General features: G+C 52.6%; 19 protein-coding genes. 18 read left to right on the plus strand and 1 reads right to left on the minus strand.

All coding sequences use genetic code 11. From position 1 onward, the window contains the following. Positions 1-113: 113 nt before the first annotated feature. Positions 114-1,529, plus strand: a complete 1,416-nt coding sequence (locus G364_RS16885) for a hypothetical protein (RefSeq protein WP_156816516.1) — start codon at positions 114-116, stop codon at positions 1,527-1,529. Between the two features lie 555 nt (positions 1,530-2,084). Then, positions 2,085-4,304, plus strand: coding sequence for a hypothetical protein (locus tag G364_RS16890; protein ID WP_019935675.1), 2,220 nt, complete (start codon positions 2,085-2,087; stop codon positions 4,302-4,304). 139 nt (positions 4,305-4,443) lie between these two features. On the opposite strand, the gene G364_RS0113480 is transcribed toward G364_RS16890, so the two are convergent. Further along, entirely contained in the window at positions 4,444-5,817 is a 1,374-nt protein-coding gene (locus G364_RS0113480; protein WP_051089283.1) for a sigma-54 dependent transcriptional regulator, read from the minus strand. A gap of 115 nt (positions 5,818-5,932) precedes the next feature. Here G364_RS0113480 and G364_RS0113485 point away from each other — a divergent pair, with 115 nt between their 5' ends. The 16 genes from G364_RS0113485 to G364_RS0113565 all read left to right on the plus strand — a co-directional run bounded on the left by G364_RS0113485 (position 5,933) and on the right by G364_RS0113565 (position 20,594). Then, entirely contained in the window at positions 5,933-7,570 is a 1,638-nt protein-coding gene (locus G364_RS0113485; protein ID WP_019935677.1) for an ExeA family protein, read from the plus strand. A 10-nt stretch (positions 7,571-7,580) separates the two neighbouring features. Then, the gene (locus tag G364_RS0113490; RefSeq protein WP_019935678.1) at positions 7,581-8,276 is read left to right on the plus strand and encodes a general secretion pathway protein GspB; all 696 of its coding nucleotides are present in this window, start codon (positions 7,581-7,583) and stop codon (positions 8,274-8,276) included. A gap of 43 nt (positions 8,277-8,319) precedes the next feature. Next, positions 8,320-8,775, plus strand: coding sequence for an FMN-binding protein MioC (gene mioC, locus G364_RS0113495; RefSeq protein ID WP_019935679.1), 456 nt, complete (start codon positions 8,320-8,322; stop codon positions 8,773-8,775). A gap of 520 nt (positions 8,776-9,295) precedes the next feature. Beyond that, the gene (mnmG, locus tag G364_RS0113505) at positions 9,296-11,185 is read left to right on the plus strand and encodes a tRNA uridine-5-carboxymethylaminomethyl(34) synthesis enzyme MnmG (protein WP_019935681.1); all 1,890 of its coding nucleotides are present in this window, start codon (positions 9,296-9,298) and stop codon (positions 11,183-11,185) included. Positions 11,186-11,193: 8 nt separating this feature from the next. Next, on the plus strand, positions 11,194-11,817 hold the full coding sequence (gene rsmG, locus G364_RS0113510; RefSeq protein WP_019935682.1) for a 16S rRNA (guanine(527)-N(7))-methyltransferase RsmG: 624 nt from the start codon (positions 11,194-11,196) through the stop codon (positions 11,815-11,817). 9 nt (positions 11,818-11,826) lie between these two features. Beyond that, the gene (locus G364_RS0113515; RefSeq protein ID WP_026344915.1) at positions 11,827-12,630 is read left to right on the plus strand and encodes a ParA family protein; all 804 of its coding nucleotides are present in this window, start codon (positions 11,827-11,829) and stop codon (positions 12,628-12,630) included. Then, positions 12,627-13,532, plus strand: a complete 906-nt coding sequence (locus G364_RS0113520) for a ParB/RepB/Spo0J family partition protein (protein ID WP_019935684.1) — start codon at positions 12,627-12,629, stop codon at positions 13,530-13,532. Before G364_RS0113515 ends, G364_RS0113520 begins: the two co-directional genes overlap by 4 nt. Positions 13,533-13,730: 198 nt before the next feature. Next, complete coding sequence (locus tag G364_RS0113525; RefSeq protein WP_019935685.1) at positions 13,731-14,123, plus strand: ATP synthase subunit I; 393 nt, start codon at positions 13,731-13,733, stop codon at positions 14,121-14,123. Between the two features lie 8 nt (positions 14,124-14,131). Continuing rightward, on the plus strand, positions 14,132-14,911 hold the full coding sequence (gene atpB / locus G364_RS0113530; protein WP_019935686.1) for a F0F1 ATP synthase subunit A: 780 nt from the start codon (positions 14,132-14,134) through the stop codon (positions 14,909-14,911). A 62-nt stretch (positions 14,912-14,973) separates the two neighbouring features. Then, positions 14,974-15,201, plus strand: a complete 228-nt coding sequence (atpE, locus tag G364_RS0113535) for a F0F1 ATP synthase subunit C (RefSeq protein WP_019935687.1) — start codon at positions 14,974-14,976, stop codon at positions 15,199-15,201. Positions 15,202-15,251: 50 nt separating this feature from the next. Next, complete coding sequence (gene atpF, locus G364_RS0113540) at positions 15,252-15,722, plus strand: F0F1 ATP synthase subunit B (protein ID WP_026344916.1); 471 nt, start codon at positions 15,252-15,254, stop codon at positions 15,720-15,722. Between the two features lie 13 nt (positions 15,723-15,735). Then, positions 15,736-16,266 (plus strand): F0F1 ATP synthase subunit delta, encoded by a 531-nt coding sequence (gene atpH / locus G364_RS0113545; RefSeq protein WP_019935689.1) that lies wholly within the window; start codon positions 15,736-15,738, stop codon positions 16,264-16,266. 14 nt (positions 16,267-16,280) lie between these two features. After that, complete coding sequence (gene atpA / locus G364_RS0113550; RefSeq protein WP_019935690.1) at positions 16,281-17,822, plus strand: F0F1 ATP synthase subunit alpha; 1,542 nt, start codon at positions 16,281-16,283, stop codon at positions 17,820-17,822. Positions 17,823-17,867: 45 nt separating this feature from the next. After that, the gene (atpG, locus tag G364_RS0113555; protein WP_019935691.1) at positions 17,868-18,728 is read left to right on the plus strand and encodes a F0F1 ATP synthase subunit gamma; all 861 of its coding nucleotides are present in this window, start codon (positions 17,868-17,870) and stop codon (positions 18,726-18,728) included. 33 nt (positions 18,729-18,761) lie between these two features. Continuing rightward, positions 18,762-20,150, plus strand: coding sequence for a F0F1 ATP synthase subunit beta (atpD, locus tag G364_RS0113560; protein ID WP_019935692.1), 1,389 nt, complete (start codon positions 18,762-18,764; stop codon positions 20,148-20,150). 18 nt (positions 20,151-20,168) lie between these two features. Beyond that, positions 20,169-20,594: a F0F1 ATP synthase subunit epsilon gene (locus G364_RS0113565; RefSeq protein ID WP_019935693.1), complete on the plus strand. Its 426-nt coding sequence runs from the start codon at positions 20,169-20,171 to the stop codon at positions 20,592-20,594. The last annotated feature ends 47 nt before the right edge of the window (positions 20,595-20,641 follow it).

A 20,641-nucleotide genomic window follows, 5' to 3' on the forward strand; every position in this document is an offset into this window, starting at 1 on the left:
CATAAATATAAAAACTGGCATTGATTATGCCTTGCCTTTAACAATCGCGAGTGTTGTCCGGCACTTTGCGGAAGGGCTAGTGCGCCCGAATATGGAAGATGGAGGAAAATATTATGTTTTTATGGAAAAAATGTAACAACAGCGCCGGCTTGAAAGCCCTGCACACGATGGCAGTGGCTGTGCTGAGCACCGTTATGTTGATATTGTCGGTGCCGGCTTATGCAAACCATCCGGGACCGGCAACCACAACGTTATCAGTTCAGCCCACTTTTATGGAAGGAAATCCAACCTGCTCCGACGTTTCAAACTATATGGAGTACAAAATAAATGATGTCGTTTCCGGTTCCTTTACCGCCCCAGATGGCACCAAGTTCACTATTAACGTTTACCCTGACTCCGGTGGTCAGGCATTTGACTGGTCAGTCGCTGGTGGGGTGGTCTGGGATATAGTGGTAAAAGGCGGACCGAATGCCAACCACTACGATTACAACAGTCAGAATCCGGCGGCCAAGGCCGATACCTATTTGCACTCACCGGTAAACCATAAAAACAATAAATTCTATGGCCTCAGCCATATCTCTTTCTGTTATGAACCGGGTGCGCCCGCCATTGAAATCACCAAGGTTTGTGATGGTGGTTCACTTTCAGGCAGCACTGCCACTTATAACTATACCGCTACCATTAGTAATACCGGCACAGTAAAACTGACTGATATTAAAGTGATGGAAAGTGGTGATTTTGACAGCTGTATGATCACGGGGTTTGCTGGAGACCCATTGAGTGACTACATAAAAGTTGCAGATTCACTGGACGTTGGTAATGACGACATAGAACTCGTCATTACCTGTACCTCCAGCAAAACCGGACTGGAAAACCATATTATGGTTAGAGCCAGCTACGAAGATGGAGTTGTAGACGATGATGCCACCGCAGCCTGTGAGTTTGCCTCCAATCCGTCCGTTAGTGTTGATAAATTCTGCCCGCTGAAAGAGGTGGAAACCGATACCGGCTTCAAAAAGGTACTTGAAAGCGTCAGGCTGGAACAAAAAGGCAATGATACAGATGGTTATCACTTGGTGGTTAAGGTGTGCCCAGAGATTGTCGTAACCAATAATGGCCCCGAAAACCTTGATGTGGTCATCGTAAAGGATGAGTCCATTCCGGCATTGAAAGACGGTGTTGATCTCATTACCAAACTTGGCTCGGATATGCTCCCCGGACAAACCGAGTATCTGAGTAACCATTATGACCTGTGCTACTACCCGGATATTCCGGAAACCGTAACAGGCGGTGAGTTTGATGGCATGGTTGAAGCAGTCGCCAGCATTGAAGGCCTTGAAGGTGAATATGCCACCGCTATGGCAACCTTCTTCAACTCGGTAACCGTTAATGCGAAGAGTGTCTTTGGTGGACTAGCACCAAAGGTAACTGATACCACTTTCCACTGGGATACAGATAATGAAAAGTGGATAGCCGAGTGTCCGCTGTGTCTTCCCTGCCCTGAGTGTGAAAAGAACGGTGACTATTAATTGACAAGCCCTTTGGGTAGTTAAAAAGGGGCGGCAACAGCCGCCCCTTTTTTTTAAAATATATTAATAGTGGGCTACTACTAAAAATGAGTGGAAAAACTCAAGCGGTTACAAAAAACATGCGTTCACTACCAACCAGCAGCCGCTACAGATTAACAGTTTAAAAGTAGCAACAAGTTACTGAAAACAATAAAAAACACTCAAACTCATCCAAAATACTGTATTAACAATGTAACACCCACCTTTCAACTGCACCAAAAGAACTGATAAAAACCAACAAAAACAAAAAGATAAAAAACTGGAACGGTTGTTGCCTCACTACATAAATGTTACCGGTTCAATAGCCATATAGCTTGGGTAGGAGATACTCAGCAGGAATACGTATTCTGCTGCACACCATGGCACCGGCAGCATTGTTTAGCCTATGGAAATACAGAAAAAATGGTCCCGGCTTCGCCTCATAAGGATCAGCCTCGGGCCAGCGTAATCGGGTTTCGATATACCGGACACCCGGCTTTTGTGTACCAGGGAGGGACCCTGGTGTGGAGGTATAACATGAAACGAACACACACACGGCCAGGCACTGCTTCCGCCTGGATCCTGGGTCTGATACTGGGCCTGGCATCTCCGCTGGCACTGGCAACGGATGTGGAAGCGCTTGAGCTGTTTGAGCTGGATGGTGATGCCATGCAAGATGATGGTACCCCACCACCTTATGACTGGGAAACCCTGGCTGCCGGTACTCCTGCCGGCCTGGTATTTACCGGTATCAAATCAGATTCTGAAGACCCACAACGCATCTTTTCCGGTGGGGTAAAAGATATTCAGGATATATCCTCTTCAGGAATGACCAACAAGTATTGGACCTGGACCACAGGTTCGGTGCCCGACAAAAGTAACATCAAGGACGCCTATGCCGCATCCATGATCTATTACAACGAAGAAGATGAGAATGATCCCAACAACGGTGATCGTATTATTTACTTTGGTGCCGACCGCTTCAGTAATGTGGGCGATACCTTTATGGGCTTCTGGTTCTTCAAGAACAAGGTCGAAATCCCCGAAGGCAGCACCGGCGACTTCAGTGGCGTGCATGAAAACGGCGATGCCCTGATACTGGTTAATTTCCCCCAAGCCAACAATGCGGTACCGTTGATACAAGTGGTGGCATGGGACAGCACCTGCGGCGGCAAAGGCGAGAAAGTCATACAGAATAATTATACCGATGGCGACTGTGTAGCCAATAATCTGCGGCTGGTCACCGGTGAAGAAGGTGCCGGTGCCATTTGTGATGTTCCTCCCGTCTCTGGTGGCGGCAACCCCAATGCCTGTGCCATTACCAATGAGACAACCGTTGATTCACCCTGGCCCTACACCTCAAAGGATGGCTTCGTTGATGAGTTTCCTTTTGAAACCTTCTTTGAAGGGGGAATCAATCTGACCCAGCTGTTCCCGAACAGTGATGGCTGTTTTGCCAGCTTTATGGCAGAAACCCGTTCTTCCAGCTCCTTTACTGCTGACCTGAAAGACTTTGTGCTGGCCGACTTCCCGGTTTGCAGCACTGATATCGCCACCGAGATCCACTCCAACACTGCGGATGACACAGATCACACCAATGACTATCAGACTCCCAGTGACGGTGTACCGGCCGGTAGCGGCGTGCATGATCTGGCCAGGCTCACCTTTGGTGCGCCCGACGGAGTAAACGTGCTTGGTACCGTGACCTTTACTACTTACGCCAATGCCTGTAGTGAATTGCTGGATGAAAACGGTGATCCGGTATCAGAACTGCCTGAAAGTTTGGACACCTATACTGTCAACGTCGACTTCGCTACAAATGGCAACGATCTGGAGGTGGAATCCAACGGCTGGGCCAATGATAACGTCAACAGTGGTAAGAGCAGAGACGACACCGATTTCCCGGGTGCCGGTACTTTTTCATATCTGGTGCAATTTACCAGTACCACCGATGGTATTCCCGACTCGGATTATCACTGCGAACAGCTGACGGTTAACACTCTGACTCCGACAATGTTTACCCGCATTCACAGCGGTTTGGTGACAGATGCTGATCACAACGTCGACCAGAACCTTGATGGCAACACAGTGCTGGTAGGTACCACTATTCACGACTATGCCCGGGTAAGTGGTGTCAGTAACCCCGCACTTAGCGGAAGCGTCACCTTTGCTTTTTACAAGGATGATAACTGCAGTGCGGATGAAGGAGATCCGAGCGCATTTGATAGCGATACCGTTACCCTCAGTGTATCGGGTGCGACAGGCACGGCTGAAACCAAAGGCGTTTCTACCGCTGGCTTTATCACCGCCAGTAATGCTCACCAATGGGTATCCATCAAGGCAACTTACAGCGGCGATAGCAACTATAAAACCGCCGTGGCCACCTGTGAGGTTGTAAAAGTGGTGAAACGTACCCCCGGCATTGAAACCCATGTGATTCTACTGGATCAAGCCAGGGTGAGCGGCGATGGTTATACAACCAATCCCAGTGGTACCGTGGACTTTGTTATCTATAACAATGGCACCTGCTCAGGTACCGGTGAGCCAGATATACTGCGCACCGTAACCGGAGTGCCGCTGGCGGCCGTTGACAGCGAACTGATTGCCCGCCTGACCACCACGGACGAAGTCGTCGTCAAGGCGTTGGGAACCACCACTAATATTTCCTACAAGGCAACCTACAACGGAGATAATAACTATAGCTCCGTGACCCACGCATGTGAGAAAGTAGCTGTTACCCTGCCGGCTGCACCTTAATAACGCCCACCTTATAATAACGACTTGTCGGGGGCTTAGGCCCCCGCATTTTTATTATTACTCCAGCCCTTTCACCTGGTTCCCTTTTTTAATATTTTTTATTCATAAGTATTAACTTAAGGAAAAAAAGAGCCAGTATTTACCTAACATTGAGCAGCTGGTGCTTTTCCATCAGCCGGTACAGCGTCACCCGGGATACTCCCAATAATTTTGCCGCCATCGACACATTGTTTCCGGTCTGCTTCAGGCTACACCGGATTGCCTGACACTCAGCCTGATTGCGGGCTTCTTCAAGAGTAAGCACAGACTGCACCCGCCCATCATGCTCCAGCCCAAGATCCGCAGCGGTGATCAGCCGGTTTTCACTCATCACAATGGCTTTGCGTACCCGGTTAATCATTTCACGCACATTACCTGGCCAGTCATGGCCATTCATGGCGGCCATGGCCCGCCGGCTGAAACCGCGTACCTTGTGATGCCGCCCCTCGGTGAATTTACGAAAAAAGAAATTGGCCAGCAGCTCAATGTCGCCTTCCCGATCTTTCAGATCCGGTACTTCTATGCTGAGTACATTCAGCCGGTAATACAGATCTTCACGAAAGTTACCTTCTTTTACTTCTGCTTCCAGATCTTTGTGAGTAGCGGCAATCACCCGGGCATCAATATAAAGTGTCTTGTTGCCTCCCAGGCGCTCTATGGTTTCTTCCTGCAAAAAACGCAACAGATTCACCTGCAGCGACAGTGGCAAATCCCCGATTTCATCCAGAAAAAGAGTACCTCCGCCAGCGGCTTCAATGCGTCCGACTTTACGACAATGTGCTCCGGTAAAGGCACCTTTCTCATGGCCAAACAGCTCGGCCTGGATCAGGTTTTCCGGTAAGGCTCCGCAGTTCAGCGCAATAAAAGGTCCCTCGCAACGATGAGAGCGCTGGTGGATAGCCTTGGCAATCAATTCCTTGCCGGTGCCGCTGCTGCCGGTAATCAATACGGTGGCGTCTACCCCTGCTATCTTGCGTATTTGGCTGAATATCAGTTTGATCGCCGGGCTGGCTCCCACCATCTGACACTCTTCCCGGTAACGGCGCAGTTCATCTTCTTTACTGCGCAGCTGTCCCAGCCCCCAAGCATGACCCAAAGTAGCACATAAATAGGGAACCTTGTCTTTCAGTGGCAGTGTGTAATAGTCAAAAAAGTAATCGTAGATTAATCCGCTGGTAGCACAGTCATTCAGGTATTCTGGCTCAATCAGCGCAATCCAGCTGAGTGGCGGCGCATTTTCTACCAGCCGTTCAAATTCTTCTCGCTGCTTGTCATTCAGCTCACCAATATGGACCAGAGCCACATTAAAGCAATTGGTATCAAGCGCCGCCTGCGCTTCACTGAAAGAGCCAGCCTGTACTACCTCCCAGTCTTTAAGGCAGCCAGCCAGATTGGCTCCCGGTGCAAGATGCACATAAAGCACCTTTCTTGATGTCTCCGGCGATATATTTTTATTAGCAGCAAGCAATGTCATGGCATTCGACCTTCCTGGAGCGAATGCTTTTAGTCTAGTACAGAGACCGAACTCGTCTGTAAAGATGGGTCCGGACATCTATAGTTAAAAGGTGACTTATCCAGGGACGGACATCATGTACAGCGACTATTTCGGGTTAACGGATCTGCCCTTTTCCATTGCACCGGATCCTCGCTTTCTTTATCTCAGCCAGCAGCATCGTGAAGCGCTGGCTCATTTGCAATATGGCCTGAACAGCTCAGGTGGATTTGTACTATTGACTGGCGAAGTGGGCACCGGAAAAACCACCGTATGCCGGTGCTTGCTGGAACAGGTGCCGGAGCATACCGATCTGGCTTTTATTCTGTGCCCCGGCGCAACAGCCATAGAGTTGCTGTCTGCCATCTGTCAAGAGCTTGGCATTGCTGTTACCGGCCAGCCAGATGTACGCCAGCTGACCAGTGCCATTCATCATCATTTGCTGGAATCCCATGGCGAAGGCCGCCATACGGTGCTTATTATCGATGAGGCGCAAAACCTGTCGGTAGACTTGCTGGAGCAGGTCAGGCTGCTCACCAACCTGGAAACCAATACTCACAAGCTGTTACAAATCATGCTGCTGGGGCAGCCGGAGCTGGCAGAAAAGCTGGCGCGGCCAGAGCTGAGGCAACTATCACAGCGTATTACCGCCCGCTATCACCTGGCTCCTTTGTCATTTGATGAAATGTGTGCATACATTGCACACCGTTTATCGGTAGCAGGCATAGAAGCACAACTGTTTCAGCCACAAGCCCTGCGCCGGCTTTACCGGCTGACGGGAGGTGTGCCCCGCCTGATTAATGTGATCTGTGATCGTGCCCTGCTTGGTGCATTTGTAGAGCGCCTGCCCAGAGTGGATTTGGCCACACTGAACCGTGCAGCAGTAGAGGTGCTGGGCAGTCAGAAGGTTGTGAGTGATCACCGTTCTGTTCCAGCCATAGCCGCGCTGGTACTGGTGCTGCTATCAGCTCTGGCGCTGGCAGGCTGGCAATACCACAATGAAATAACACATCTGGTAATGACGCTGAATTCCTCTGCCCCGGCTCCCGTCACGTCATCAGAGATTAACGAGGTTCCTGCCGTTCCGGCACCAGCAGTTCCCGATCCCGTTAAAGAGCCTGTTCCGACGGAGCTGCAGTGGCCGGAAATGGATACCGGAGTCAGCCAGGTGCTTGCTTACCAACAACTTTTTGGATTATGGCAACTGAACTATGATCCCGTCAGCCAGCCAGTGGTATGCCGTTATGCTCGCAGTCAGCAGCTCGATTGCGCCATGCAGACAGCAGATCTGGATACACTGATGGCACAAAACCACCCGGCAGTATTTCTGTTAGAACGGCCGGGTTACCCATCTTTATATGCCACCCTTACCGCCATTCATGATGAGCAGGCAACCCTGCTGATTGGCGGCCATACCCTGCATTTATCACTTGAGCAGCTGGAAACCTGGTGGCCCGGCAGCTATGTGATGCTGTGGCAGCCTCCCCCCGAATATAGCGGACCGCTGCACCCGGGCAGCCGGGGCAAAGCGGTCACATGGCTCGAACAGCATCTGGCAGAATGGCGGGAGCGCTCGGTGCGCCCAGCCCAACCTTACTATGATCAAGTACTGAGTGAGGATGTGCAGGCTTTTCAGCAAAGCAAAGGTCTGACACCAGACGGTATTTTTGGCCCTCAGACCGGGATTTATTTCAGTGCCAGCCTGCTGGCCGGGCTGCCCCGGCTCAGGGATTAGGAGACCTGATATGTCTTATATTCTTGATGCCCTGAAGCAATCCGAACGCCGTCGCAACCGCCAGTCCCCGGTAAACAGCTCAGCAATTCCCGCCGAGGCATCAAGGTTATCTCCAACGTCGCTTTATCGCCGTTATCTGCCCTGGATCCTGTTGTTGCTGATTCTGGCGCTGCCGGTAGGCTATTTCATTGGTCACTTGGGAGCTCGCTGGCTTGGGCAGCCTCCAGAACAACCTACGCCGGTGATTCCGCTGCCGGCACCGGCAATAAGCGGCAACAGCGGTGCGGTCAGTCCCGATGCAGCCAGGGTACCAATAGTTATAAACGGTAACACACCACGTATTCTGGTGGATGAACCGCCGGCAGTCAGCCTGAACGAGCCGGCAACAGCACAACAAGGCACAGATGCGGCCATTCGAAAAATGACAGCACCAGCGCCAGAAACGATCCTTCCCGAGCCGGTGTTTGATCCGGGGGTGCCGGATATTAGAGAACTGCCTGTCAGCATTCGCAGCCGGCTGCCGGTGCTGACCCTGTCTGTGCATATTTACTCATCGGATCCGGGCGCCCGCATGGCCAACATCAATGGTCAGATGCTGCGGGAAGGGCAAAAGCTGGGCAATCTCAGCATTAAACACATTACGCCAAAGGGTGTGGTACTGCATTTTCAGGGCAATGACTTTCACCTGGGCTCGGTAGGCGGCTGACTCTGGGGTAAGATCAACCTCTGTTTTTTCACAAGAGAGCGTTATGAGTCACTTTACTCTGCTGGTGGGATCCACCCTTGGTAATGCCGAAGATCTGGCAGATGACCTGGCTGATCATCTGCAGTCTGCCGATCATACAACGGTTATCCACACTTCTCCCCAGCTTGATCACATCTTGATCACCCCCGATAATTATCTGTTGCTGGTGTGCTCCACTCATGGTGCAGGGGATTTACCCGACAATATTCAGCCTTTGTTTGATGTTCTGCAGCATCAGCAGCCAGATTTGCAGCAGCTGAACTATCTCGCAGTGGGCCTGGGTGACAGCAGCTACGATACCTTTTGCCACGCCATACAGAAACTGGATCAACAACTGGCGCAGCTGGGCGGAACACGGATCGGCGATCGACTTGAAATAGACGTAAGAACGGAAGATCTTTTGGAACAGAAGGCACAGATCTGGCTTGATCAGTGCCTGAATGAAGCAGGGATCAGCTGATACCACGCTGACAGGGATCATCATTAACATAAATGCAGAAAGCGATCTGCATTTTCTTCCACCAAGTTATCAACAGATCCAGGCCATTGGATCATTCATCTTTTTTACAAGACAAAAACCACAGATGTTGATAAGTATGCTGCAAACCGGTGTTAAACCTATAGTTATCCTATAAATTAAATTTCATCCCATCAGCATCTGTGGATAAAACACCAAGTTAACCACCATCCATACTGAGGTTCAGGATACGTTTTCCACAGTGAATGATCTCACTTAAGTAAATGATCTGACTGATCAAATAACGCTTATTCACAGATCCTGACGGCACTAATAATAGATCCAACAGAAGATCGATCTAAAGATCTAAGATCTATTAAGTGATGGCAGGATCGCCCAGATCCGGTTTCCATCCCTTCGGTAAAACAGCTAAAATGTGCACCCCTTGAGTAAACCGGTAGCAACGACACGCCGGCACAGAGGGGAAAGATCCTTTCAGCTGAGTGTTTCAAGAGTGTTCGATATGCAATATGAAGAGTCATTTGATGTCATCGTTGTAGGTGGTGGTCATGCCGGAACGGAAGCAGCAGCCGCCGCTGCCCGTATGGGGGCCAATACCCTGCTGCTGACCCACAATATCGATACACTCGGACAAATGTCCTGTAATCCTGCCATCGGCGGTATTGGCAAAGGACATCTGGTAAAAGAAATTGATGCCCTGGGTGGCATCATGGCTCAGGCTGCAGACAGTGCTGGCATTCAGTTTCGTACCCTGAATGCCTCAAAAGGCCCTGCAGTTCGTGCTACTCGCGCTCAGGCAGATCGTCAGCTTTATCGCCAGGCCGTCAGAACCCGGCTGGAAAACCAGCCCAACCTGAAGATCTTTCAGCAGGCCTGTGACGATCTGATCCTCGATGGCGATACGGTTACCGGCGTGATCACTCAGACCGGCCTCAGGTTTCATGGCAAAACCGTGGTGTTGACCGTAGGGACTTTTCTTAATGGCCGCATCCATATCGGTATGGATAACTATCAGGGCGGTCGCGCCGGTGATCCGCCGTCCATTGCTCTGGCCAGCCGCTTGCGGGAACTGCCGCTGCGTATCGACCGCCTGAAAACCGGCACTCCGCCCCGTATTGATGCCAATAGCGTGAATTTTTCGGTAATGCAGGCTCAGCCCGGCGACAATCCTACTCCGGTATTCTCCTTCATCGGCAGCCGGGCAGATCATCCACAACAGGTGCCCTGCTACATCACCCACACCAATGAGCGTACCCATGAGGTAATCCGCCAGAACCTGGATCGCAGCCCCATGTATGCCGGCGTGATCGAAGGGATCGGGCCTCGTTACTGTCCGTCGATCGAAGACAAGATCATGCGCTTTGCCGATAAGAATGCTCACCAGATCTTTGTAGAGCCGGAAGGCCTGACCAGCACAGAGCTTTACCCCAACGGCATTTCCACCAGTCTGCCCTTTGATGTTCAGCTGCAGATAGTGCGCTCGATCCGCGGTTTTGAGCAGGCTCATATTATGCGACCGGGTTACGCCATCGAGTACGATTACTTCGATCCCCGGGATCTGCGATCCAACATGGAAAACAAGTGTCTTCACAATCTGTTCTTTGCCGGCCAGATTAATGGCACCACCGGTTATGAGGAAGCGGGGGCTCAGGGGTTGTTGGCCGGTACCAACGCTGCGTTGCGTGCCGCTGATCGTGATGCCTGGTCACCGCGCCGGGATCAGGCCTATCTGGGTGTGATGATGGACGACCTGTCCACTCTGGGTACACAGGAGCCATACCGCATGTTTACCAGCCGGGCGGAATATCGCCTGCTGCTGCGGGAAGATAATGCCGATCTGCGCCTGACCGAGGAAGGCCGCAAACTGGGTCTGGTGGACGATCATCGCTGGGCCTTGTTCTGCGACAAGGTGGAGCGCATCGAGCAGGAAGGTCAGCGTCTGCGCAGCACCTGGATCAACCCTAATCACACTGCCGCTCCGGCGCTGAATGAAAAACTGAAAACGCCCCTCAGCCGGGAACACAATCTGGAGGAGCTGCTGCGCCGCCCAGAGCTGGATTACCCTACCCTGATGGCCATTGAAGGCATCGGCCCTGGCATTGACCATGAGCAGGCCGCCGAGCAGGTAGAAATTCAGACCAAATACGCCGGTTACATTGAGCGCCAGAAGGACGAAATTCAAAAGCAGCTGCGCAACGAACACACTAAACTGCCGTTGGATCTGGACTATGCCGAGGTCTCCGGCCTGTCCAACGAGGTGATCGCCAAGCTCAACCAGGCTCACCCGGAAACCCTGGGGCAGGCATCGCGTATTTCCGGTGTGACCCCGGCGGCCATTTCCATTTTGCTGGTTCACTTAAAAAAACGCGGTTTGCTGCGTAAGTCGGCCTGAGGTTTATGATGCTGCAACAACTGAACTCGCTGCTGGCCGAGACCAGTCTTGACGTAAGTGAATCACAGGCCGAGCAGCTGATCGCACTGGTGGGTTTGCTGCACAAGTGGAACAAAGCCTATAACCTCACCTCGGTTCGGGATCCGCAAGCCATGCTGGTACGCCATATCATGGACAGCCTGGTAGTGAGCCCTTACCTTGAAGGCAAGCGCTTTATCGATGTAGGCACAGGCCCGGGGCTGCCAGGCCTTCCTCTGGCCATTATTAACCCGGATAAACAGTTTGTGCTGCTCGACAGTCTGGGCAAACGTATTCGCTTTATTCGCACCGTAGTGCATCAGCTCGGTCTGACCAATGTGGAAGCGGTACAGAGCCGAGTGGAAGCCTTTCAGCCTGAGCAAAAGTTCGACGGTGTGCTGAGCCGGGCCTTTGCTTCCCTTGACGACATGCTAAGCTGGTGCGCACATTTGCCTGCACCGGACGGTTGTTTTCTTGCCCTTAAGGGACAAATTCCGGAGCAGGAGTTAACAACCCTGCCCGCCCACCTGAGCTGCTCCGGTGTTTATCCGCTGCACGTTCCCGGGCAGGAAGGCGACCGCCATCTGGTGGTCATTTCGCAAGCCAGCCAGTAGAGGTTTTCGGTGGGAAAAGTCATTGCTATTGCCAATCAGAAAGGTGGGGTAGGTAAAACTACTACTTGTGTGAATCTGGCCGCATCCATGGCGGCCACCAAACGCAATGTGCTGGTGATCGATCTCGATCCCCAGGGCAACGCCACCATGGCCAGCGGTGTCGACAAATACCAGGTGGCCAATACCGCTTATGAGCTGTTGGTTGACGAGCTGCCGGTAGCCGATGTGGTGGTCACCGATACCAGCGGAGGCTATGACCTGATCGCCGGCAACGGTGACGTGACCGCCGCCGAGATTAAATTGATGGAATTTTTTGCCCGGGAAGTGCGGCTGCGTAATGCGCTGGCCCCGGTGCGAGAGCACTATGACTACATTTTCATCGATTGCCCGCCATCCCTTAACCTGCTGACGGTGAATGCCATGTCGGCGGCCGATTCGGTGCTGGTACCCATGCAGTGTGAATATTTTGCACTGGAAGGTCTGACTGCGCTGGTGGATACCATCAGTAAGCTGGCGGCGGTGGTGAATCCGGAGCTCAAAATCGAGGGTATATTGCGCACCATGTACGATCACCGCAACCGCCTGTCCAATGAGGTGTCCGATCAGCTGAAAAGCTATTTCGGCGACAAGGTGTATCGTACCGTCATTCCGCGTAATGTCCGTCTGGCCGAGGCCCCCAGCCACGGCACTCCCGCCATGTATTACGACAAGTCGTCGGTAGGTGCCAAATCCTATCTGGCGCTGGCCGGTGAAATTCTTCGCCGGGCTGAAGATGAACAGTCCAACTCCGAACAGGTAGAACAGACAGCATGAACATGAAACGTCGCGGACTGGGTAAAGGCCTGGACGCTCTGCTCAGCACCAGCTCAGCTGCCAATCTGCGCCGGGAACAGGCCGATACTCATTCTGAAGCAGGAGCCGGCGGCGAATTACAAAATCTGGCCATCAATACCCTGCAGCCGGGTAAATACCAGCCTCGCCGGGACATGTCACAGCAGGCACTGGAAGAACTGGCCGAGTCCATTCGTCAGCAGGGTATCATTCAGCCCATAGTGGTGCGGCCACTTGAAGCCGGCGGTTATGAAATTCTGGCGGGCGAGCGGCGCTGGCGGGCGGCACGTATGGCCGGTCTTGGCAAGGTGCCTGTGCTGATCAAGCCGGTGTCTGACAAGCAGGCGCTGGCCATTGGCCTGATTGAAAACATTCAGCGCGAAGATCTCAACGTGATGGAAGAAGCCCGTGCCCTGACCCGGCTGATTGAAGAGTTTGCATTCACTCACCAGACGGTGGCCGATGCCGTGGGCAAAAGCCGCAGTGCGGTAAGTAACCTGCTGCGTCTTAATCAGCTCAACGATGACGTCAAGCAGCTGGTTGAGCACGGCTCACTGGAAATGGGCCATGCTCGTGCATTACTGGCTCTGGAAGCTGAACTTCAGTCTCAAACCGCTCATATCGTGGTGCAAAAAGGACTGACGGTACGCGAAACCGAAAAATTGGTGAAACAGGTACTTTCGCCGCAAAAGCCGAAAAATGAGCAGCCTCGCTCTCTGTTCATGACCCAGCTTGAGCAGGAGTTTGGTGAAAAATTAGGGATAAAAGTAGAAATAAAGTCATCGGGTAAAGATAAAGGTAAGCTGGTTATTTCCTATAACTCGTTGAATGAGCTGGATAAAATTGGCCATTTCTTTGGCATTGGCGATGACGCTGACAAGTAGGTTTGTGCAAAAATTGTAGTAAACCTTCAGTCAACACAAGTGTGCTGAAAATGCATAAAAAAAGCACTGAAATCCGCGAAAAATAAGGATTTAGTGTAATTGCATTTGCGGCGTTCACGGGTATAATTTGACCTGCTTTTTTGGGGCTTAACCGGTGGAAGTGCATCGGGAAGGCCCCTAACTGTATCAGGAGTGGTTGTGAAGCAGAAAACCCGGCACCTCAGTGACAGACAAGTGGCGCTGGTAATACTGATTTATCAATTTCTCCTGGTGGTGGCAGTCGCTGCTCTGTTCGGTTTCGGACAGGGGGAGATTGCCGCTCGTTCCGCCCTTCTAGGGGGCGGAATCTACTGGGTTCCCCAATGTCTTTTCAGTGTGGTGGTGTTGGCCAGAAGTACCAGCGATGCCACGCCGCATAGCATTGTGGCGAGCTTTTACAGTGGGGCAGGGATTAAGCTGACGAGCACCATCATGCTGTTTGTGTTGGTGTTCAAGTACATGGAGGTAAGTATCTTGCCCCTGTACACGGCTTACACCCTGGCATTGCTGATGCAGTGGATTTCTTCATTCACTCTCAACAACCGTTACTAGGAAAACACATGGCTGCAACAGGAGATGTCTTAACTTCCCAGGATTATATCTCTCACCATCTGCAACACCTGCAGATCGGTTCGGGATTCTGGGCGTTGAATATCGATTCTTTGCTTGTTTCCGTTGTCCTGGGAGCGCTGTTCTTGTGGGGCTTCAATAAAGTTGCATCCCGTGCAACTGCCGGAGTTCCCGGAAAATGGCAATGTGCCGTTGAGCTGTTGGTTGAATTTGTGGATAAATCCGTCAAGGACGTCTTCCATGGCAAAAGTGCGTTGATCGCGCCGTTGGCGCTGACCATTTTTGTCTGGGTATTCCTGATGAACCTGATGGATCTTCTCCCGGTCGACTACCTGCCCTATGGTGCTCAATTGCTGGGTGTTCCTTACCTGAGGGTTGTTCCTACCGCCGATGTTAACGTAACCATGTCGCTGGCGTTTGGTGTTTTCTTCTTGATCATTTTCTACAGCATCAAGATGAAAGGCGTGTCCGGCTTTGTAAAAGAGCTGACCATGCAACCACTGAACCACTGGTCCATGATTCCCGTTAACCTGGTGCTCGAGACCGTGTCCCTGGTCGCCAAGCCCATCTCCCTGGGCCTGCGACTGTTCGGCAACATGTATGCTGGTGAAATGGTATTTATCCTGATTGCCGGTCTGCTGCCGTGGTGGTCTCAATGGACCCTTAATGTGCCGTGGGCGATATTCCATATTCTGATTATCAGCCTGCAGGCATTTATCTTCATGATTTTGTCCATCGTATATTTGTCGATGGCTTATGAAGAACACTAAATCAGACGATAACAAAACTTTAACAAGCTGTCATTAAACCACTAACAACTGGAGAAGAAAACATGGATATCATTTACATCGCTGCTGCTGTAATGCTGGGTCTGGCTGCTATCGCTGCCTCTATCGGTATCTCTATGCTGGGTGGCAAGTTCATGGAAAGTGCCGCTCGTCAGCCCGATATGCTGCCTGCCCTGCGTACTAACTTCTTTATCGTAGTCGGTCTGGTTGACGCCATCCCGATGATCACCGTTGGTATGGCTCTGTACCTGATCTTCGCCGTTGCCGCTTAATGGCCCGGTACGTTAATCAGTCTGCTAACCAACTTTAAAGGAGAGTTGCGATGAACATGAACGCAACAATCCTCGGTCAAACGATCGCGTTTATCATCTTCGTTTGGTTCTGCATGAAGTATGTATGGCCTCCTATTATGGATGCCATCGAAAAGCGTCAGAAAGAAATTGCTGACGGTCTGTCTTCGGCCGAGCGTGCCAAGAAAGACCTGGCCCTGGCGCAGACTAATGCAACCGAACAGCTGAAGGAAGCCAAGCTGGAGTCTGCTCAAATTATTGAGCTGGCTAACAAGCGTAAGGCCCAGATCATCGAGGATGCAACGCGTGAGGCCCAGGCCGAGCGTGAAAAGATTCTGGCACAAGCCCAGGCTGAAGTTGAAGCCGAACGCAATCGTGTCAAAGAGGAACTGCGTAAGCAGGTTGCTGCTCTTGCCCTGGTGGGTGCAGAGAGAATCCTCGAGCGTCAGATTGATGCCGCTGCCAACAGCGACATTGTAGAGAAAGTAGTAGCTGAACTGTAAGGGAACTAGAGCCATGGAAATGAAAACCATTGCTCGCCCCTATGCCAAAGCAGCTTTCGATTTTGCCGTTGAGAAAAAAGCGGTCGAGAACTGGTTGTCCATGCTGACGTTTGCTGCCGAAGTGGCACAAAACGACAGCATGGCCCAGGTGCTTGGCAGCGATCTGAACGCGGAAAAGATGGCCGACGTGTTTTTGGCTGTCTGTGGCGAACAGCTTGACGAGCAAGGCCAGAACCTGATTCGGGTAATGGCCGTAAACGGACGCTTGAGTGTGTTGCCGGCAGTGGTACAGGAGTTCGCCGCATTGAAGGCGGAACTGGACCGGGTGATTGATGCCAATGTGGTATCGGCCGCCAAATTGACCAAGCAACAAGTGGCCAAGATTCAGGCCTCACTGGAACAGCGTCTGGGACGCAAGGTGAACCTGAATTGCAGCGTCGACAAGAGCCTGATGGCCGGCATCATCATTACCGCCGGTGATATGGTAATCGACGGAAGTGTGCGGGGCCGTCTGTCCCGCTTGGCCGAAACGCTGCAATCTTGATTGGGGAATAGAGCATGCAACTGAATTCAACTGAAATTGCCGAGCTGATCAAACAGCGCATCGAGCAATTCAATGTTGTCAGTGAAGCACGAAACGAAGGTACCATCGTCTCTGTAAGCGATGGCATCATTCGTATTCACGGCCTTGCTGACATCATGCAAGGTGAAATGATTGAACTGCCGGGCAAACGTTATGCCCTGGCACTGAACCTGGAGCGTGACTCCGTGGGTGCCGTGGTGATGGGTCCTTACGCCGACCTGGCCGAAGGCACCAAGGTTCAGTCTACTGGTCGTATCCTGGAAGTTCCGGTAGGCCGCAGCCTGCTGGGTCGTGTGGTTAACACTCTGGGTGAGCCGATTGACGGTAAGGGCGCCATCGAGACCGATACTACTTCTCCGGTAGAAGTGATCGCGCCCGGCGTAATCGATCGTCAGTCAGTAGACCAGCCGGTACAGACCGGTTACAAGGCTGTTGACGCCATGATTCCGATCGGCCGTGGTCAGCGTGAGCTGATCATCGGTGACCGTCAGGTGGGTAAAACCGCTCTGGCTGTTGACGCCATCATCAACCAGAAAGACTCCGGCATTAAGTGTGTGTACGTGGCCATCGGCCAGAAAGCGTCCACCATTGCCAACGTGGTTCGCAAGCTGGAAGAGCATGACGCGCTGAAGAACACCATCGTCGTGGTGGCTTCTGCGTCCGAGTCTGCTGCCCTGCAGTACCTGGCGCCTTACGCTGGTTGTGCCATGGGTGAATACTTCCGTGACCGCGGTGAAGATGCCCTGATCGTGTACGATGACCTGTCCAAGCAGGCCGTTGCTTACCGTCAGATCTCTCTGCTGCTGCGTCGTCCGCCGGGCCGTGAAGCCTACCCGGGTGACGTTTTCTACCTGCACTCCCGTCTGCTGGAGCGTGCTTCTCGTGTGTCTGCCGACTACGTTGAGAAGTTCACCAATGGCGAAGTGAAAGGTCAGACCGGCTCACTGACTGCGCTGCCGATCATTGAAACTCAGGCCGGTGACGTGTCTGCGTTCGTACCGACCAACGTGATCTCCATCACCGACGGTCAGATCTTCCTGACCACCGAACTGTTCAACTCCGGTATTCGTCCGGCGGTTGATCCGGGTATCTCCGTATCCCGGGTAGGTGGTGCAGCCCAGACCAAGATCATCAAGAAGCTGTCTGGTGGTATCCGTACCGCCCTGGCTCAGTATCGTGAACTGGCGGCCTTTGCCCAGTTCTCCTCCGATCTGGACGATGCGACCCGCAAGCAGCTGAATCACGGCCAGAAAGTGACCGAGCTGATGAAGCAGAAGCAATATCGCCCCATGTCCGTTGCTGAGCAGGCGCTGTCTCTGTTCGCTGCTGAAAACGGCTACCTGGACGATGTTGAGCTGAAGCTCATCACTACGTTCGAAGAGGCCCTGATCGCTTACGCCAATTCAGAACATGCCGCCCTGATGGCGGAGATCAACGAGAAAGCCGACTACAACAAAGATGTTGTGGCTCAGCTGACTGCGTTGCTGGATAGCTTCAAGGCTACCCAGTCCTGGTAACCATGTGGCAGCGTTTATTGCTGCCACCTGAATTGGAGAAGCGACATGGCCGGCGCAAAAGAAATACGTAGCAAGATCGGGAGTGTGAAAAACACTCAGAAGATCACCAGCGCTATGGAGATGGTGGCCGCCTCGAAAATGCGCAAAGCGCAGGATCGCATGGACCACAGCCGCCCATACGCTGAAACCATACGCAAGGTGATCGGCCACATCGCGCAGGGGAACCTGGAATACAAGCACCCCTATCTGGAAGACCGTGAGGTCAAGCGCGTAGGCTTTATTATCGTCTCCACCGATCGTGGCCTTTGTGGTGGTCTGAACATCAACGTGTTCAAAGCCGCCATGAACGAAATGAAAGCATACACCGACAAGGGTGTGGGCGTTGACATGTGCCTGGTTGGCAGCAAAGCGGTGAGTTTTTTCAACCGCTATGGTGGCAAGGTACTGGCACAGACTTCTGGTCTGGGCGACAACCCCTCACTGGATAGCCTGATTGGCTCTGTCAGCGTCATGCTGGAAGCGTACGACAAGGGCGAGATAGATAAGCTGTACCTGGTGTACAACAAGTTTGAAAACACCATGGTGCAAAAGCCGACAGTCGATCAACTGTTGCCTTTGCCTGCATCGGATGAAGAAGTGGCCAGCCACAGCTGGGACTACCTCTATGAACCGGATCCCAAATCGCTGCTGGACACGTTGCTGGTACGTTTTGTGGAATCCCAGGTTTATCAGGGTGTAGTCGAGAACCTGGCCAGCGAACAGGCGGCCCGGATGGTAGCGATGAAAGCCGCCACCGATAACGCCGGTAATCTCATCAACGATTTGCAACTGGTGTATAACAAGGCCCGTCAGGCCGCGATTACCCAGGAGCTGAGTGAGATTGTTGCCGGGGCCGGTGCCGTATAAGGCAAAGGTATTCAAAGGTTTAGAGGATTTGACATGAGTAAGGGTATCATAGTCCAAATCATCGGCGCCGTTGTTGACGTGGAATTCCCGCAAGATGCGGTTCCCCACGTTTACGATGCGCTGAAGATTACGACGGAAGGCCAGGGCCAGGGTCTGGTTCTGGAAGTGCAGCAGCAAATCGGCGGCGGCGTTGTTCGTTGTATCGCCATGGGTTCTTCCGACGGCCTGCGCCGTGGTCTGGAAATTGAAAACACCAACAAGCCCATTCAGGTGCCGGTAGGTGTACAGACCCTGGGTCGCATCATGGACGTTCTGGGTAACCCCATTGATGAGAAAGGCGACATCGGCGAAGAAGAGCGCTGGTCCATTCACCGTGAAGCCCCCAGCTACGAAGAGCAGTCCAGCTCTGCCGAGCTGCTGGAAACCGGCATCAAGGTAATCGACCTGGTATGCCCCTTCGCCAAGGGTGGTAAGGTTGGTCTGTTCGGTGGTGCCGGTGTAGGCAAAACCGTAAACATGATGGAACTGATCCGTAACATCGCCATCGAGCACAGCGGTTACTCCGTATTTGCCGGTGTAGGTGAGCGTACCCGTGAAGGTAACGACTTCTACCATGAAATGACCGACTCCAACGTACTGGACAAGGTATCTCTGGTATACGGTCAGATGAACGAGCCGCCCGGCAACCGTCTGCGCGTGGCCCTGACCGGTCTTACCATGGCCGAGAAGTTCCGTGAAGAAGGTCGTGACGTACTGTTGTTCGTGGACAACATCTACCGTTACACCCTGGCCGGTACCGAAGTATCCGCACTGCTGGGCCGTATGCCTTCTGCAGTAGGTTACCAGCCGACTCTGGCCGAAGAGATGGGCGTTCTGCAGGAGCGTATCACCTCTACCAAGACCGGCTCCATCACCTCTGTACAGGCCGTATACGTGCCTGCGGATGACTTGACCGATCCGTCTCCGGCCACCACCTTCGCTCACCTGGATGCGACCGTGGTACTGAGCCGTCAGATTGCTGCTCTGGGTATCTACCCGGCCGTTGACCCGCTGGACTCCACCAGCCGTCAGCTGGATCCGCAGGTAGTTGGTGAAGAGCACTATTCTGTTGCCCGTGGTGTACAGACTGTACTGCAGCGCTATAAAGAGCTGAAGGACATCATCGCCATTCTGGGTATGGATGAACTGTCTGAAGATGACAAGCTGACTGTGGCCCGCGCCCGTAAAATTGAGCGTTTCCTGTCTCAGCCGTTCTTCGTGGCCGAAGTATTCACCGGTGCCCCCGGCAAGTATGTGTCTCTGAAAGACACCATTGCCGGCTTCCAGGGCATTCTGAACGGTGACTACGACACACTGCCCGAGCAGGCGTTCTACATGGTTGGCTCCATCGACGAAGCGGTCGAAAAAGCCAAGAAACTGTAAGCCTCTAAGGAGGGCCTGATGGCTGAGTATAACTTTCATCTGGACATCGTCAGTGCCGAGAAGCGTCTGTTTTCCGGCTCTGTGACCGCGGTGACTGTTTCCGGCTCTGAGGGTGAATTGGGCGTTCGCTACGGACACGCCCCCCTGCTGACGGCAATCCGTCCCGGTCTGGTGCAATACGTTACCAAGGCTGGTGAGCAGGAAGTTCTGTATGTTTCCGGCGGCATGCTGGAAGTGCAGAACAGCAGTGTCATGGTATTGGCCGACACTGCAATTCGCGCCGAAGATCTGGATAAAGCCAAGGCCGAAGAAGCCAAACGCTCGGCAGAAGCCAAGCTGCAGAACTCCTCACATGATGTGGACTATGCAGAAGCAGCTGCCGAACTGGCCCGGGCCATGGCGAAACTGCGCGTGCTGCAGTTGGTTAAGAAAAACGTTCGTTAAGCCTAACGTTCGAAAAAGCGGCCTCAGGGTCGCTTTTTTTTTGCAAA

It is taken from the genome of Oceanimonas smirnovii ATCC BAA-899, assembly GCF_000381965.1.
In the GTDB taxonomy this organism is placed as follows: domain Bacteria; phylum Pseudomonadota; class Gammaproteobacteria; order Enterobacterales; family Aeromonadaceae; genus Oceanimonas; species Oceanimonas smirnovii.

Excerpts from the sequence above, each read along its gene's own strand:
- mioC (WP_019935679.1), top strand. The coding sequence starts at position 8,320 with ATGAGTCACTTTACTCTGCTGGTGGGATCCACCCTTGGTAATGCCGAA.
- atpH (WP_019935689.1), top strand. The coding sequence starts at position 15,736 with ATGGAAATGAAAACCATTGCTCGCCCCTATGCCAAAGCAGCTTTCGAT.
- G364_RS0113490 (WP_019935678.1), top strand. The coding sequence starts at position 7,581 with ATGTCTTATATTCTTGATGCCCTGAAGCAATCCGAACGCCGTCGCAAC.
- mnmG (WP_019935681.1), top strand. The coding sequence starts at position 9,296 with ATGCAATATGAAGAGTCATTTGATGTCATCGTTGTAGGTGGTGGTCAT.
- G364_RS0113485 (WP_019935677.1), top strand. The coding sequence starts at position 5,933 with ATGTACAGCGACTATTTCGGGTTAACGGATCTGCCCTTTTCCATTGCA.
- G364_RS16890 (WP_019935675.1), top strand. The coding sequence starts at position 2,085 with ATGAAACGAACACACACACGGCCAGGCACTGCTTCCGCCTGGATCCTG.
- G364_RS16885 (WP_156816516.1), top strand. The coding sequence starts at position 114 with ATGTTTTTATGGAAAAAATGTAACAACAGCGCCGGCTTGAAAGCCCTG.
- G364_RS0113480 (WP_051089283.1), bottom strand. The coding sequence starts at position 5,817 with ATGACATTGCTTGCTGCTAATAAAAATATATCGCCGGAGACATCAAGA.
- G364_RS0113565 (WP_019935693.1), top strand. The coding sequence starts at position 20,169 with ATGGCTGAGTATAACTTTCATCTGGACATCGTCAGTGCCGAGAAGCGT.
- G364_RS0113520 (WP_019935684.1), top strand. The coding sequence starts at position 12,627 with ATGAACATGAAACGTCGCGGACTGGGTAAAGGCCTGGACGCTCTGCTC.
- atpA (WP_019935690.1), top strand. The coding sequence starts at position 16,281 with ATGCAACTGAATTCAACTGAAATTGCCGAGCTGATCAAACAGCGCATC.
- atpB (WP_019935686.1), top strand. The coding sequence starts at position 14,132 with ATGGCTGCAACAGGAGATGTCTTAACTTCCCAGGATTATATCTCTCAC.
- atpF (WP_026344916.1), top strand. The coding sequence starts at position 15,252 with ATGAACATGAACGCAACAATCCTCGGTCAAACGATCGCGTTTATCATC.
- atpG (WP_019935691.1), top strand. The coding sequence starts at position 17,868 with ATGGCCGGCGCAAAAGAAATACGTAGCAAGATCGGGAGTGTGAAAAAC.
- rsmG (WP_019935682.1), top strand. The coding sequence starts at position 11,194 with ATGCTGCAACAACTGAACTCGCTGCTGGCCGAGACCAGTCTTGACGTA.
- atpE (WP_019935687.1), top strand. The coding sequence starts at position 14,974 with ATGGATATCATTTACATCGCTGCTGCTGTAATGCTGGGTCTGGCTGCT.
- atpD (WP_019935692.1), top strand. The coding sequence starts at position 18,762 with ATGAGTAAGGGTATCATAGTCCAAATCATCGGCGCCGTTGTTGACGTG.